This is a genomic window from Sphingobacterium sp. SYP-B4668 (assembly GCF_027627455.1).
Lineage (GTDB): Bacteria > Bacteroidota > Bacteroidia > Sphingobacteriales > Sphingobacteriaceae > Sphingobacterium.
Window position 1 is genome coordinate 1,508,388 of the sequence record NZ_CP115483.1, and the last position, 14,726, is coordinate 1,523,113.

The 14,726-nt window shown below is 42.9% G+C and carries 9 protein-coding genes; all 9 read left to right on the plus strand.

Annotation, left to right across the window (positions count from 1 at the left end; translation table 11 throughout):
• Window positions 1–35 precede the first annotated feature (35 nt).
• The gene (locus OQ289_RS06545) at window positions 36–1,466 is read left to right on the plus strand and encodes a calcineurin-like phosphoesterase family protein (protein ID WP_270089933.1); all 1,431 of its coding nucleotides are present in this window, start codon (window positions 36–38) and stop codon (window positions 1,464–1,466) included.
• The gene (locus OQ289_RS06550; protein WP_270089934.1) at window positions 1,456–2,646 is read left to right on the plus strand and encodes a glycerophosphodiester phosphodiesterase family protein; all 1,191 of its coding nucleotides are present in this window, start codon (window positions 1,456–1,458) and stop codon (window positions 2,644–2,646) included. Before OQ289_RS06545 ends, OQ289_RS06550 begins: the two co-directional genes overlap by 11 nt.
• The gene (locus OQ289_RS06555) at window positions 2,534–3,937 is read left to right on the plus strand and encodes a DUF4434 domain-containing protein (RefSeq protein WP_270089935.1); all 1,404 of its coding nucleotides are present in this window, start codon (window positions 2,534–2,536) and stop codon (window positions 3,935–3,937) included. The genes OQ289_RS06550 and OQ289_RS06555 overlap by 113 nt, the downstream gene beginning before the upstream one ends.
• Window positions 3,938–4,036: 99 nt before the next feature.
• Window positions 4,037–7,204 (plus strand): SusC/RagA family TonB-linked outer membrane protein, encoded by a 3,168-nt coding sequence (locus OQ289_RS06560; RefSeq protein ID WP_270089936.1) that lies wholly within the window; start codon window positions 4,037–4,039, stop codon window positions 7,202–7,204.
• Window positions 7,205–7,367: 163 nt separating this feature from the next.
• Complete coding sequence (locus OQ289_RS06565) at window positions 7,368–8,951, plus strand: RagB/SusD family nutrient uptake outer membrane protein (protein ID WP_270089937.1); 1,584 nt, start codon at window positions 7,368–7,370, stop codon at window positions 8,949–8,951.
• A 154-nt stretch (window positions 8,952–9,105) separates the two neighbouring features.
• Window positions 9,106–10,503: a DUF5018 domain-containing protein gene (locus OQ289_RS06570; RefSeq protein WP_270089938.1), complete on the plus strand. Its 1,398-nt coding sequence runs from the start codon at window positions 9,106–9,108 to the stop codon at window positions 10,501–10,503.
• A gap of 97 nt (window positions 10,504–10,600) precedes the next feature.
• Window positions 10,601–11,677 (plus strand): SGNH/GDSL hydrolase family protein, encoded by a 1,077-nt coding sequence (locus tag OQ289_RS06575; RefSeq protein ID WP_270089939.1) that lies wholly within the window; start codon window positions 10,601–10,603, stop codon window positions 11,675–11,677.
• A 21-nt stretch (window positions 11,678–11,698) separates the two neighbouring features.
• Window positions 11,699–13,045 (plus strand): hypothetical protein, encoded by a 1,347-nt coding sequence (locus tag OQ289_RS06580; RefSeq protein ID WP_270089940.1) that lies wholly within the window; start codon window positions 11,699–11,701, stop codon window positions 13,043–13,045.
• 84 nt (window positions 13,046–13,129) lie between these two features.
• Window positions 13,130–14,659: a DUF4434 domain-containing protein gene (locus OQ289_RS06585; RefSeq protein ID WP_270089941.1), complete on the plus strand. Its 1,530-nt coding sequence runs from the start codon at window positions 13,130–13,132 to the stop codon at window positions 14,657–14,659.
• Window positions 14,660–14,726: the final 67 nt, after the last annotated feature.

Below are 14,726 nucleotides of genomic sequence, written 5' to 3' on the forward strand. Positions count from 1 at the left end.
TGTCGAGTTTGTTGCACGCTTAAGTTAACTCAAGTATGAAAAGATTGACCATATTATGCTGGTTTGTTTCGCTTTTTTCTGTGGTCGTATCCTATGCCCAATCCGTATCCAGGAGTGTCCAAGGTCGAGTGACGACTACAAATGGAGGTGCCTTGGCAAACATATCCGTAACTGACGGACGGACTATCGTACTTACTGACAAAAATGGAAATTATCGATTGACTACAGCGCCAGGTGCAAAGCATGTATATATCACTATTCCTGGAGGCTACAGAATACCTATAAGAGATTATGCGCCTTGTTTTTACCTGGAGTTGAATGATGCAGCATTTACCAGATCTTATGATTTTCAATTGGAGCCGACGCTACCGGATGATCGCCATGCCATGATTGTTGTCGGCGATCCACAGGTGTACACGCATCAGGATGTGGAGGCTTGTCGGCCATTTATCCAAGACATGCAGAAGTACATATCTTCTCATTTAGAAGGATATCCTGTCCATGGTATGGTTACGGGCGATATGGTTGGAGATAAACCTGAGCTTTTCGTCCCCTTAAAGGAGGTCTTTTCAGACATACAAATTCCTTTTTTCTACGCCAAAGGCAATCATGATATCCAATTCGGGACACGATCCAATATTCAAGCTGATTTGGCCTTTCAAAAGTATTTTGGTCCTAATTATTATGCGTTTAATAGAGGAAAGATTCACTACGTAGTGCTGGATAATGTTTTTTATCTAGGGCGAGCACAAGAGTATATCAGTTATTTACCAGAAGAGCAATTGGCGTGGTTGGAACAGGACTTGAAGCAGGTGTCACCGGGAAGTACGGTTGTGCTGATGCTACATATTCCTACAACTAACAAAGCATTTCGAAAATCAGAAGGGCAACAGGTTTTAAAAAATTCCGCTTTTCTATATGACCTATTGCAGCCGTACCAAGTGCATATCATCTCTGGACACACTCATTTACAAGACCATCATCGACCTGCTCCACATATCTGGGAACATACACAGAGTTCTATTTCCGGTATTTTTTGGCAGGGGCCGGATTGCGCGGATGGTACGCCTCCCGGATATATGGTATATATGGCAGATGGAAATCAGTTATCCTGGAAATACAAAGCTTTAGGCCTTGAAGACCATGTACAGTCCCGAGTATATGCTGTAGGGGATAATCCAGAGCGGCCAGATGATTTAACCGTGCTGATTTGGAATTATGACCCTACTTGGACGGTATCTTGGTACGAAGACGATGTGTATAGAGGTGCCATGCAGAATTACATTGGGCGCGACCCACAGACGACGAAAGAGATTATTAAAAATAAGAAAACCTACAGCTACGATTGGATTTGGACGACAGAGACAGATCATCTTTTTTTCGCCCGTCCGCAGCGGAGTGGTAGTAAGCTGACTGTAGAGATACGTGATGGTTTCGGCAATATATCTAAAGAATATGTACAATAAAGTAAAATACAACATTTACATCTTTAGCCTATGGATGCTATTGGCTTCTATAAGCTGTGTTAAAGCCCAAGGCGTGGCATCCGGCATCGTATCATTGAACAGTTATGTTATTCCGCTTGATCAACCGGGGGTGGCGATTGGAAAAATTATCAAGCCTGAAGTTATTAAAGGGAATCGGGTCAAGCTAAGCGCTGATACCTCGGGTTTGTTTCGGATATCGAAAGATGGCATCATTAGCTTACGCAAAGGTACGATGGTGAACACGGAGAGTGGTCCCCACGCGTATGGAATAACTTTGAAAATAGCGTCTGCATATTACCATATCGAACTTGTTAGAAATGAATTTATTCGCAATAAAGTGATAGCCCATCGTGGGGCTTGGCGTCAAGCTGGTGTCATGCAAAATTCTATTCGCTCATTTTTGCATGCTGCTAACCTAGGCTGCGAAGGGTCTGAATTCGATGTATGGTTGACTAAAGACAAGGAGGTTGTTTTGTCCCATGACCCACATATCGGTGGATTATCCGTCGAAGAGTCGACGGCTAAAGATTTGTATGCATCTACGTTATCTGGCGGAGATCCTGTTCCTAGGTTGATCGAGTTCATTCAAGTGGCCAAACAACAGAACAAAACCAAAATGATTTTGGAAATCAAGTCGTCACCTACGGGACGTAGTCTAGAATTGACTGATTCTGTCCTATCCATTGTACATCGGTTGAAGGCGCAGGGTTATATCTCATACATCAGTTTTGATTATGAGGTTCTCAAACGGATTCGTCAACTTGATCCATCGGCAGAGACGGCCTACCTCTACGGGAATAAAACTGTGGATGAGTTGAAACGTGACGGTATCTCTGGTTTGGATTATGATTTCTATCAATACGGTAATGACCCTATGCTAGTGGAAAAAGCAAAACGTTTGGAACTTTCAACTAATGTTTGGACAGTGAATGAGGCGGGGGCCTTACGGAAATTCTTACATAGTGGAGTCGATTTAATTACTACTGACGAACCAGAAATCCTCCTTCAGTTAATACAAGACGAAAAAAGTAAAATACATGAGCAATATGAAGAACTTGAATTTATTATGGCTAATCCTGTTGGTAGCAATCCCATCGTTGACTTGGGCAAAAGAGGGAATTTCACTGACGCTGATACCTCCTACTACCATTACGAATAAAGTAGATCTCGATATTCGAGCTGGACTTAAAAATGAAGAAAATAGATTTAAAAAAATTGAATTGTCAATTTACCACCAAACGGAGAATCCCAAAAATCTGTTACACTACTCCAAAAAGGAGATTGCTCCTGGGGGGAGTTTCGAGGTAAAGCATGTGCTGCCTACGACCAATTTAGTTGGTAAAAATACGATTGTTTTAGTAGTAAAGGATGGTGGAAAGACCTACCGCGAGAGCAAGGAGATTGACGTGATTTCATCTGATATACGGTCGACTCGATTGATTGATGGGGCTTGGGCCGGCATTTACCATTGGAGTGAAACCGAGGGAAAACATTGGAATGCAGACATCAAGAAGATGACCGATGACCAATGGCGGGAAATGGTGCGAGGTATGCACAAATTGAAAATGGATATTGTCGTCATACAAGAAGTCTTTCGTAATGAAGAATATGTTGGCAAACATCAAACAACTGTAGAAAACTATAAAGGTCAAGCATTTTATCCTTCTAAACTTTATGAGGGTAGAATGCCGATTGCTGCCAATGACCCTATTGAAGCCATCTTGTCGGAAGCAGATCGGTTGAATATGCATGTTTTTTTAGGTGTGGGCATGTTTGCTTGGTTTGATTTCACAAGTGAATCTCTGGAATGGCATAAAAAAGTAGCGCAGGAATTGTGGGATAAATATGGACATCACCGATCGTTCTATGGATTTTATGTATCCGAGGAGAGTGGCGGCAATCTTGATAATTGGGAACAGACAGAAGGTAAACGTATACAACGGAAGAAAGAAATTGTCGATTTCTTTAGAGAATTTAAAGCGTATTGCAACAGTATAGCCCCCGCAAAACCCGTTATGCTCGCAACTAACAGTATGCAGGTACCTACGGGATTGGATACTTACCCTGGACTTTTACAAAATCTAGATATTCTTTGTCCTTTTGGATTTGCTCGTATGCCAGAAGGTGACTTGACTGGCAAGGAGTCCGCTGACTTGCTACAGTCGCTGTGTGATACGGCAGGTGCTCACCTATGGTTTGATTTGGAAACTTTCTTGTTTAACGAAGATCAGTCCCTTTACCCCCGTCCGATGGATGAGATTATACGAGATTTGAATTTATTTCAAAATTTCGAAAAGATACTCTGCTATCAATTCCCGGGGGTGTTTAATGATCCCAAGATGTCCATCCGAGTAGGAGAAAAGCGGACATTGGATCTTTTTAAAGACTATCAGGAGTACCTACAAAAAATAACCGCAAAAACGTTGCCTCATAGCCTTCATAGGAAGTAACCTATGGCGTGAGCATGTTTGCTCAATATACTATAACACATATATCAATATCAAAGACAATCATTTTTTTATTCAGAAACAATTAACCAGTAATCTTTTATGAAGACATTAAAAAAAATGCAAGAAAGAGGGAGAAAGCGGTTTCGATATGCTTTGCTGTCGAAGAGCTTGCTTCTGTTTTGCGTCGTCTCCTTCGTGCTTACCGCTGCTCATGCCCAACAATCTCGAATTGAGGGGGTGGTTCGTAGGGCCCTAGACCGCCAACCTCTTGATGGTGTTACCATCCGTTCTACCAACCAGAAAGTGAATGCTTTCAGTAATTCCAATGGGCGTTTCTCCTTGCTTGCAGAAGGTTCGAGCGTTCGTCTCTCTTTTACGACCATTGGCTATGTGTCGAAAGATACGGTGGTCAAAGTAGGCGCAGGACCCATCGAAATCTTGATGAATCAGGATAATAGCCAATTGGATGAGGTAATCGTGGTGGGCTATGGCCAAATGAAGAAAGCTAGCGTGACCGGCGCGATCGCACAAGTTAGCGGAGAGGAGCTTAAACAAGCCCCTACTGCAAATTTATCATCGATGTTGCAAGGTCGCTTGCCAGGATTGGTAACCCGTCAAACGAGCGGGCAGCCAGGATCTGATGGGGCATCTTTAACGGTGCGTGGCTACAACACGTTGACTAATAACAATCCCTTGGTTATTGTTGATGGCATCGAGCGAGAATTTCCACAAATCAATCCGGATGAGGTGGAGAGTATCTCCATATTGAAGGATGCATCAGCAGCCATTTACGGCGTGCGTGGAGCAAATGGGGTAATCATGGTCACTACCAAACGAGGTAAGGCGCAGAAACCAACTATCACGTACAATGGCTCCTATGCGTTGAGTACCAATACTTCCTTTCCCGAATTTTTAAATGGAAGGGACTATGCTTATTACTACAATAAAGCCCAAGAACTTGATGGGGTGGCTGAGGCTTCCAGACGATTTACCACCGCAGAAATCGATCGCATCACCAACGGCGATCCAGAAGGGGTATATGGTAATACAAATTGGTTCGATTTGTTGTTTAAAAACAGTGCACCTACCCTCACCAATAATTTGACGCTAAACGGTGGAAGCGATCGTTATCGCTATTTTGTATCTGCAGGAGCTTATAACCAAGATGGTATTATCGATCGTACTTCTTATGATCGCTATAACGGTCGGATTAATTTTGATGCAGATGTCTTGGATAATTTGAAACTGACATTAAACGTGGCTTATCGGGATGATGTCCGTAAAGAACCTGGATTATCTGCTGGCTTAGGCAATAGTTATGCGTCTATCTTCGCTCAGGCCATGATGTCTTATCCCTATTTGCCGGCTTACAATGCCAACGGTGTGCCGGTAGGAAGTCTAAACCCCGGTAATGGCAATCAGAACCCGATAGCAGCCCGAGATTTATCTGGTGAGAATTCGACCCGTTCCAATCGCTTGCAAACCAATTTATCCTTAACGTATCAGGTGCCCGGTGTATCGGGATTGAGTCTCAAGGTCAATGGCGGCTATGACAAAGGATACAGTATGAAGAAAAGCTATTTACTGCCGTATCAACTGGATGTGTATAACAATTCTACGAAGCAGTATGCATTGGGTTGGGCGCGCCATGCCAATGCTGGGGTAGCAAGCTTGAATCAGTGGTTTTCTGATTCTTGGCAAAAAACTATCCAACCATCTATCAGTTATGCCAACAAATTTGGAGATCATACGGTCAATGCATTACTTCTCTATGAGTATATGCGTACAGACAATAGCGGTCTTTCGGGAGGACGCCGAGGATATCCCATTACCGACATCATGGATCTGACTTTTGGCGATGAGGTTATCGATGATTTGGTAAAGGGGGGACATAGTATGTTTAGTCGGGCCGGATACTCATTTCGTTTCAACTACGACTATGCTGATAAATATCTTTTAGAAGTATTGGGTCGCTACGATGGTTCACCTCTGTTACCAGGAGAGACACGTTGGGATATCTTCCCTGCAGTATCGGCAGGTTGGCGTATTTCCAATGAACCCTTCTTCCGAGATAATGTGAGTTTTGTCGATAATCTGAAGTTGAGGGCGTCTGTAGGTAAATTAGGAAATGATCTCATAAAAAAATATCAGTATTTAAGAGTGATGGAACCGAGTGTTAATCCAGTAGTGTTGATTGGAAATACCCCGTCGAAGTCACTGAATATCTATGCTGTTCCCAATTTTGACGTGCGCTGGGAAACGACCATGACCTATAATGGAGGTGTGGAAGCCAGTCTGTGGAATGGCCTATTAGGAGTAGAGGCGGATGTTTTTTATCGGGTGACCAAAGATATCTTGCAAGGACAGTCTGGGCTTAGACCGCCATCATTCGGCGAGTATTTTCCAGAAGTAGTTAACTCAGGAATCGTAGATAGTCGAGGTTTTGAGCTTATCTTGACGCATCGGAAGCAAATCAATGACTTTAGTTACAATGTCCGAGGTAACCTGAGCTTCGCCCGCAGTAAGGTGATTGAGACTACCGAAGATGCAAACGTGCCCGATCATCTACGTCGTACAGGTAAGCCAGTCGGGCTTAAATATGGCTTCGTAGCCGATGGTTTTTTTCAAAGTCAGGAAGAGATCGATCATAGTGCCCTTTTTGGCCCTACCCGCCCCGGCGAAATCCGATTAAAGGATCTCAATGGCGATGGACGCATTACGTGGGATCAGGATTGGACAGTTATTGGTAAAGGAGATTTACCAGAAATGATGTTTGGCCTGAATTTCAGTGCAAGCTATAAAGGTTTTGATGCCAGTGCTTTCTTTCAAGGGGCTGCTCTTTCAGATGTTGCACTATCTGGATTATATACCAACTCCGGTGTACACGACAATACATTTTACACCATGCCCTTCTATCAAGACGGCAATTCGCCCAAATATTTGGTCGAGAAAGCCTGGACTCCTGAAAATCCCAATGCTACTTATCCACGCTTGAGTACACAATCTGCGCAGAGTGGGGGCAAATTTTCGTCCTTTTGGATCAAAGATGGTTCTTATCTTCGTTTAAAAGCAGCTCAAATTGGATATACCTTACCAAAATCTTGGTTGAACCAAGCCAACATACAGCAGCTTAGGCTTCACATCTCGGGTAGCAATCTTTTCACTTGGAGTAATTTGGATTATTTGGATCCGGAGATGCCAAGTGTCAATCAGGGATATTATCCACAACAGCGTATTTACGAATTTGGTCTATCCTTGACGTTTTAATTATGGCGACACAGACTTTGCAATCACAGATGAACACAAAGTCGTATGAATGCAAAAATAATATACAGAAATAAGGTCATCCGAATGAATTTAGCTAAAGGATGACAACAAATAATCAAATGGACCGCCGGTTGGCGGATCACGAAATAATTAAAAAATAGATATGAAATTCAAACATATATTTTGGACTCTTTCGATGGCGACCGTCATTACAGTGAGTAGCTGTACAATCGAGCCTGAATTGACAGATGTCTTTTCCGAAAAAGTTGCTTGGAACAGTGAAGCCAATGTGGAATTATCATTGAATAAATTCTACCCATTAATTGGGCAGACCTACTATTCTGCTCATGTCAATCAAGATGCCTATGCCGATTTGCTCAAGAAAAATACGCCCAATGACGAAGTCAATCTACTCATATTAGGGTCTTCTTCCATCACTCCGGGAGCCAATGCGCTCGATAATTGGGCATGGAGTTATTTATGGATTCGTCATTGTAACGAATTTTTGGACGGATTACATACAAAAGGGACCGGTCTTCCTTCGGAATTCTACCAGCGGGCCGAAGGCGAGGTGCTATTTTTCAGAGCCTATGTATACTTTGAGTTGGCCAAGCGATACGGCGCTAGTGTCATCTTATACGACGGCTTGAGCGATGATATTGGCAAATCCGTGAGTACTCCCGAGCAAGTCTGGGATTTTATAGCTGCTGATTTGGACAAAGCCGCAGCACAGTTGCCGGCTACCGTTCCCGCTACAAAGCGAGGAAAGGTGACCAAAGGGGCTGCATTAGGACTTAAAGCTAGGGCGATGTTATATGCCAAGCGTTGGAAGGCATCCTCTGACGCAGTGGTTGCTTTGCAGGCATTAAATCTGTATGATTTATATCCCGACTATGCGAAATTATTTAATCAGCGTCGTAGCGAAGGTACGGATAATAAGGAAAGCGTGCTGGAGTTTGGGTTTTTGACGCCTAATTTTACCTATTCATTTGACTACTTCTTCGGGCCACCATTGGATGGGGGATATGCGCAGATCAGCCCGACTGATAATTTGGTGAGGGAATACCAAATGGCAGATGGGTCTAATTTCAGTTGGAGTAATCCGACCCATGCCGCCAATCCCTACGAAGGAAGAGAGCCTCGTTTTTATGCCTCCATTTTATATAATGGGGCACCTTGGAAGGGACGGACAATGGAAACTTTCGAAGGGTCAAAAGACGGGTATGCTGTAGGTGGTGGTACCACGTCCACAGGCTATTATATGCGCAAACTATTTGATGAGAAGCTAACCGATCTGGGACGGGGAGAGTTGACATTTTATTTTATGCGCTATGCTGAGGTGTTGTTGATCCAGGCGGAGGCTCTTGCTGAACAAGGACAGCTTGTATTAGGTGTCGAGGCTTTGAACAAGGTGCGACGTCGGGCTGGCTTTACGACTGACCTAGCTGCCACGAATAAGAACCATTTATTGGATTTGATTCGTCATGAGCGTATGGTTGAGTTGGCTTTTGAAGGGCATCGTTATTGGGATTTGAGACGCTGGGGACTTGCTACGACTTTGCTCAATGGAACACATGTTGAAGGGGTCAAGATTACGAAAGCGGCGGAAGGTAAATTTAATTATCAATTGGTTGATGCGGATAACGGACGGACACGAGTGTATCCTGAAAAATATAATCGTTTCCCAATTCCTATCGCTGAGATTCAGCGCAATCCGAATATTCAACAATTTGACGAGTGGAAGTAAGGTAAATGATATAAGCAATGGAACCTGTTATGTATATATCGCGTGCTAACAGAAGCTAATTGTTGGCTTGGTTACACAACATGAGATCATACAGGTGTGAAGCCAGCGGTATACCACAAGGTTGCATTGCTTTTTTAACGCAATTTGTATTCTAATGAAAAGATTAATAACATATACGCTTATAGCGAACATGGCACTTGTATTGGGCTCGTGTCAAAAAGTGGAGTTGCATAAAGGTACCAAATTCGACAAAGGTCTTTTGAATTTTATGCTGACCATTCCTGGGCAAACTTCTGAATATACAGCCCGGCAATTGGGACCTTATGCCAATGGTGATACCATTTATGTAGAAGTCCCTACGACAGAAGATGATCCTTTGGATTTGTCGCAATTACGAGCTACTGCCAGTTTAGAGAATAACGCGACTGTAGAGCCCGCCCTTACTGGCATAATGGATTTTACCAAACCCTTGGATATACGCGTTACTGATGGAGATGGAAATGTCAAGCAGCATGTCATCAAGGCAGTAGCTACTCTTCCACGGACGACCTTTAAAAAATTGTGGTTTAATACGTCGGATCAGCTAGGAGTGTTGCGGACCAATATCTCGGGTTTTGCCGTGGTTAAGGACAAGTTGCTAGTCGCAGATTTCTCAGGAGGAAGTCTAGGGGCGACTGTGGGGGTACGCGTTTACAATGCTAACGACGGAAGCTTTGTGAAGACAATCCCAGCTCCAACGACCTTTTGTATGCAAGTAGTTGCTGATGATGCCGATCATTTTATTGTCAACAGGTACAATATCTACAGTGCAGGTTTAATGCTGTATTACTATGAAGATATCGATAGTGATCCTAAGCTTATCCTCGATTATACGGCAGCGGCTGGAGCACCGGTAGAGTTAGGGCGCAAAGTGACAGTAATAGGTAACTTGAAACAAGGTAAAGCCTATGTATATGCTACAGCTCCAGCAGTCAATAATCAGATTTACTATTGGGAGTTTAATGACGGTGTCGTGAAAGATAGCAATCCGACGGTGATTCGTTACGCAGCGGCAGAACCATGGACGTATGCTACCGTGCAACGCAAATCCCTAGAAGCCAATTCGGACCATTACCTAACATATTGCAATTATGTCGCCTCGGATGCCAACCGTGAAAAAGGAAGTCGTTTTGTACAATTTTCTCCCACCATGGATGTCATCGAAATGGCACCTTCCAATCATTACTATAAAGTTCTGGATTTTGAAGTATTTACAGTAGATGGCAATCAATTCATGGCCATGTTGACGCAAGGCTTTTTTGCCTGGGATGCAACGCATGTTAAGGTATATGATATTACCGATCCATCCAAAATGACTTTGGTAGCCCAGTCAAGCGGCTATAGAGATTTTATGCTCTTCGAGTCTGATGCATATGGTGGTACCAACTACAATAGGTACGGTGATATAGATGTTCGTGTCGTTGGTAAAAAGATTTCAATCTATGCCACTATGGCTACTAATGATAAGGCTTACGCTGGTGTCATGGCCTATGAAATGAAATACAACCGCTAGTTTAGCAAATTCACTATGCTGCTTTATTCGTGATGTTGATCAAGGAATAAAGCAGCAATTTAACGAAATTATGGTTCATAGATGTATAAGTATAATAATGATTTGGGCCCTCGCGCTCACGGGTTTTTCTCAAGACGGAAAAGCAAAGAGGATACCCGCCAATTCTGTTAGTATCACCTATTTGGGGCGGACACTTATCGGTGATGGTGGAGAGGTAACATTTGATTGGCCAGGGACCTATTTTCAGTTTATGCTAACGGGTGAATCTTGTTCCATGCGAGCTTCTGATACGGGTGAAAGCTATTATAATGTTTTTGCAGATGGTCAGTTGGTCAATCAGATCATGATTTCTAGCCGGGATACGACTGTTCAGCTTGTGTCTAAGCTGAACAAAAAAAAGGCTCATCACATTATCGTTCAGAAAAAATCTGAAGGAGAGTTTGGCAGGACGACTCTTCATGAATTTGTCGTGGGGAAAGATGCTGTTATCAAGCAGTACCTGAACAAACGCAGTCGTTTTATTGAATTTATCGGCGATTCTTACACCGTTGGATATGGTACAGATGGAAAGCACCGTGACGAGCCATTTGCTGTAGCTACAGAAAATGCAAACAAGACTTATGCGCGCATGGTCGCAGATTATTTTGATGCTGACTATGCTTTGATAGCGCATTCGGGGCGTGGAGCTGCCCGAAATTATGGAGATTCGCTTACCCAGTCGGCATATACAATGAAAAATGCGATGATGAATACGCTAAATAGTGATACATCAACTCGTTACTCCTTTGCACAGTACAAGCCTGATCTCGTTGTTATTAATTTGGGGATTAATGATTTTTCTACCTTTCCTAATCCCTCTCAATTGGAGTTTCAAGAAGCTTATAGACGTATTATCAACCAAGTGCAACATGCGTATGGTTCTAAAGTAAAGATACTATGTGTTATTCCTTATTTAGGAGGTGCATTGGAGCAATATATCAATAATTTGGTTGCCGATCTGAAAGATCCTAATATAGGAGCGACCGCTTCATTGCGTGGGGTAATCAATAGCGACTCGGATATGGGAGCAGCGTGGCATCCCGGATACGCAGGACATCAAAAAATGGCCACGTTTATGATTCCATACGTCTCTACCTTTACAGGTTGGCAGATGGAAGATAGGTTTATTAAATAGATTCATTAAAAAAATTAGATTATGCGAATTGGATTATTAAAAATATTAGCTTGTCTTTACCTTATTGTTCTATGCGGTTGTAAGACCTCCCCACCTAGCCCCAAAGACAAGCCAGGGGGAGAGGGTGATGACGATCACACAAATCAAGTTTTTGTCGAAACTGACCAATTGAAGAAAATAAAAGGTAACTCTATTCAAATCGATCCAAGTGTACTCTATCAACAGGAGATTTCGCCAGAAAGATTGATTGCCGATTTGAAGATGGCAAATATCAAATCTGTTCATTTTTTTATCGCTGGTTTTTGGGATGGTAGCAAAAATGACCAACTGCTACGTCCCGAATATCTTACCGCTTTAAAAAAGGAGGGAATTGGTATTTGGATTATGTTGCTGGGAAATTGTATATACGGTACATCTACACTGCCAAAAGAATGGCACATGGAGTTTTTGACACCCTATCCAAGTCAGGGCATTAGTTTTTACTCTTTTCATCGCCCCGAATTTGTAGATTGGCAAGTCAATAGGGTAAAGCAGATTCTTCAGAATTATGAAATAGAAGGGGTTGAATTTGCAGAAAGCTACTTTCCAGAATGGAAGACGCTAGCCGGAAATGGTTTTTACGGAGACATAAGCCTTTTTGCTCGTAAAAAATTCACAGAAAAATATGTAGGCAGCAATTCAGCGACTTTATCCTTTGATTTTATTCGAAAAGATATCACACTTTACAACAAATGGGTAGACTTTAGGGTTGATGCCATTCTCCAATTCAATAAAAGGATAAAAGCTGCGGTCAAGGAAGTGGCGCCAGATGTATTGTATGCGGCATGGGGTATGGGTGTACGCAACGGCACAATGGGTGAGATCCGAGAACATTTCGGCTTGGACATGATTCAGTTGGTGAAGGATGTGCAGCCGGATATCATGGTCTTGCAGACATCGGCACAAGATTGGTTGGATCCCCAATTGCCGTACGACTATCTTAAAGAATATGCGGCCTTGACCAAAGCTATACAAGCAGCCAATCCTAAGGTTGCCTTAAGTATTCAGGCAGACATAGTTTCCTTGGGATATAGTGATCCTAAGGTTGCAAAAAGATTCCCAGAGTGGTGGTTACGCTTTTTTGATTTCTCTTTGAAATCAGGTTACTATACCAACACGGCCTATGAATACGCTTTTTCCAAAAAAGATGGAATATGGCTTAAGGAAAATCTGTCCGATCGTACGCCCCGTAAACTTTATAAAGATGCATCCCTACAAGCGGAGGTCTTAGCTGAGGCGGTAGTACCATTAGCGCTGGTGCAGACACAGGGAGACCACTGGAAAATGGTCTATACCGAAAAGGGATTAGGTTGGTTTTATCTTAATTAATCAATTTCAAAATGCGATTCTTTATAACCTGTGATATGGGTTGTATATTGCGAACACAAATTTTAAAACAAATCCCTAATATATATGAAATTATATTCTCGTAAAACATGCTTTTCCTTCCTTATGTTATTGCTCGGCCTGTTCAGTAGTCAGATTCAGGCACAGACCGTAAAGCCGTTGAAGGGAAGCTGGATTAATCTTCCTTACCAGGACGTACGGAACAAGTATATGAATCCGGCTCATGTAGATTATATGAGACCCGAGTTTTGGAAAACAAAGATGGCAGAATACGCCCAAATGGGACTTTCTTATATTGTCATTATGGCGGTGGCCAACGATCAGAAATCTTTTTATCCATCTCAATTTATGTCACCAGCCTATCCAGAGGGGCAACAGAGCCCTGTTGAGGCGATTATGGAAGCTGCGGATAAGCACAATATGCACGTATTCATGAGCTGCGGATGGGCTATCGATCAAGATGACAATATTCGCGACCCTAAGATCAAGATGCTCCAACAGCAGATCATGCAAGAGACGGCGACGCTTTTTGGTAAGTATAAGTCCTTTTACGGTTGGTATCTACCAGTTGAAGATAGCATGGAACCCATTCTTCCAGAGCAAGCTATTGAAGCTGCCAATGCAATGGCAATCACGGCTCGTAGTTTGACACCCAATAAGAAAATTATGATATCCCCTTATGGTATTTGCCATGCGGATATCGACAATCCAAAGTTTGCAGAACAGATTAAAAAATTGAAAGTAGACATTATTGCTTATCAGGATGAGATCGGATGTGTACGTGAACCCATGCCTATACCAAGGATGAAAGCCAATTTTAAAAAACTAGGGCAGATACATAAAGAGACTGGGATTCAATTTTGGTCCAATGTTGAATCTTTCACATGGGAGCGCGAGGACAACTCTCGTGAATCCGCCTTGATTCCAGCAGCCTTCCCGCGATATTTATCCCAAATTGTAGGCGCTTCCATGGCTGGAGCTGAGCAGGTTATTAGCTTTTCGGTCTATGGGATTATAGACGATGTCAAGTCTAGTATGCCTATCGGGCAACCAATTGAGTCGGCTCAGTCATTCGTTGACTTTACGGAATGGCAGCAAGGTAAGGGACGTTGGCCTTTACTGGAAAGGACGTTCAAAGGAGACGTGCAGCACGAGGGAGTAGGGGCTAGAGTGACTTACGAAACAAAGCCTTCCCAGACCTACAATAGCGGTAGCTTGACGGATTCTCGACTTGGACAGGAAGATTATAGACAGAGCCAATGGGTAGGTTTTGAGAATGGAAAAATGAGCCTTGTCCTTGATTTAAAGAAACAGGTCTCCCTACGATCGTTGGCTGCTAGATTTTTACAATATCGTCCTTCGAATATCGCTTTGCCTAATACTGTGGATTTTTACGTTTCGACAAATGGGAAAACTTTTGAAAAGGTCAAAACTGTGGTCATGCATGCTTCAAAGAATGATCGTCATGACTGTTGGATTGATATCGCTTTGGCCGACAGTTTCGATATGGAAGCGCGCTATATTAAGGTGGTAGCTAACCAAGATGTTGCCGCCAATATCTTGTGTGATGAGATTTTAGTCAATGTAACGAAGTAGTTGACTGTTTCATTAGCTTCAAGGGAGCACTTGGCGATACCCCAAGTGTTCCTTTTTTCTGTTTGGA

Coding starts and splice junctions, on each gene's coding strand:
- OQ289_RS06545 (WP_270089933.1), top strand. CDS start 36: ATGAAAAGATTGACCATATTATGCTGGTTTGTTTCGCTTTTTTCTGTG.
- OQ289_RS06550 (WP_270089934.1), top strand. CDS start 1,456: ATGTACAATAAAGTAAAATACAACATTTACATCTTTAGCCTATGGATG.
- OQ289_RS06555 (WP_270089935.1), top strand. CDS start 2,534: ATGAAGAACTTGAATTTATTATGGCTAATCCTGTTGGTAGCAATCCCA.
- OQ289_RS06560 (WP_270089936.1), top strand. CDS start 4,037: ATGAAGACATTAAAAAAAATGCAAGAAAGAGGGAGAAAGCGGTTTCGA.
- OQ289_RS06565 (WP_270089937.1), top strand. CDS start 7,368: ATGAAATTCAAACATATATTTTGGACTCTTTCGATGGCGACCGTCATT.
- OQ289_RS06570 (WP_270089938.1), top strand. CDS start 9,106: ATGAAAAGATTAATAACATATACGCTTATAGCGAACATGGCACTTGTA.
- OQ289_RS06575 (WP_270089939.1), top strand. CDS start 10,601: ATGATTTGGGCCCTCGCGCTCACGGGTTTTTCTCAAGACGGAAAAGCA.
- OQ289_RS06580 (WP_270089940.1), top strand. CDS start 11,699: ATGCGAATTGGATTATTAAAAATATTAGCTTGTCTTTACCTTATTGTT.
- OQ289_RS06585 (WP_270089941.1), top strand. CDS start 13,130: ATGAAATTATATTCTCGTAAAACATGCTTTTCCTTCCTTATGTTATTG.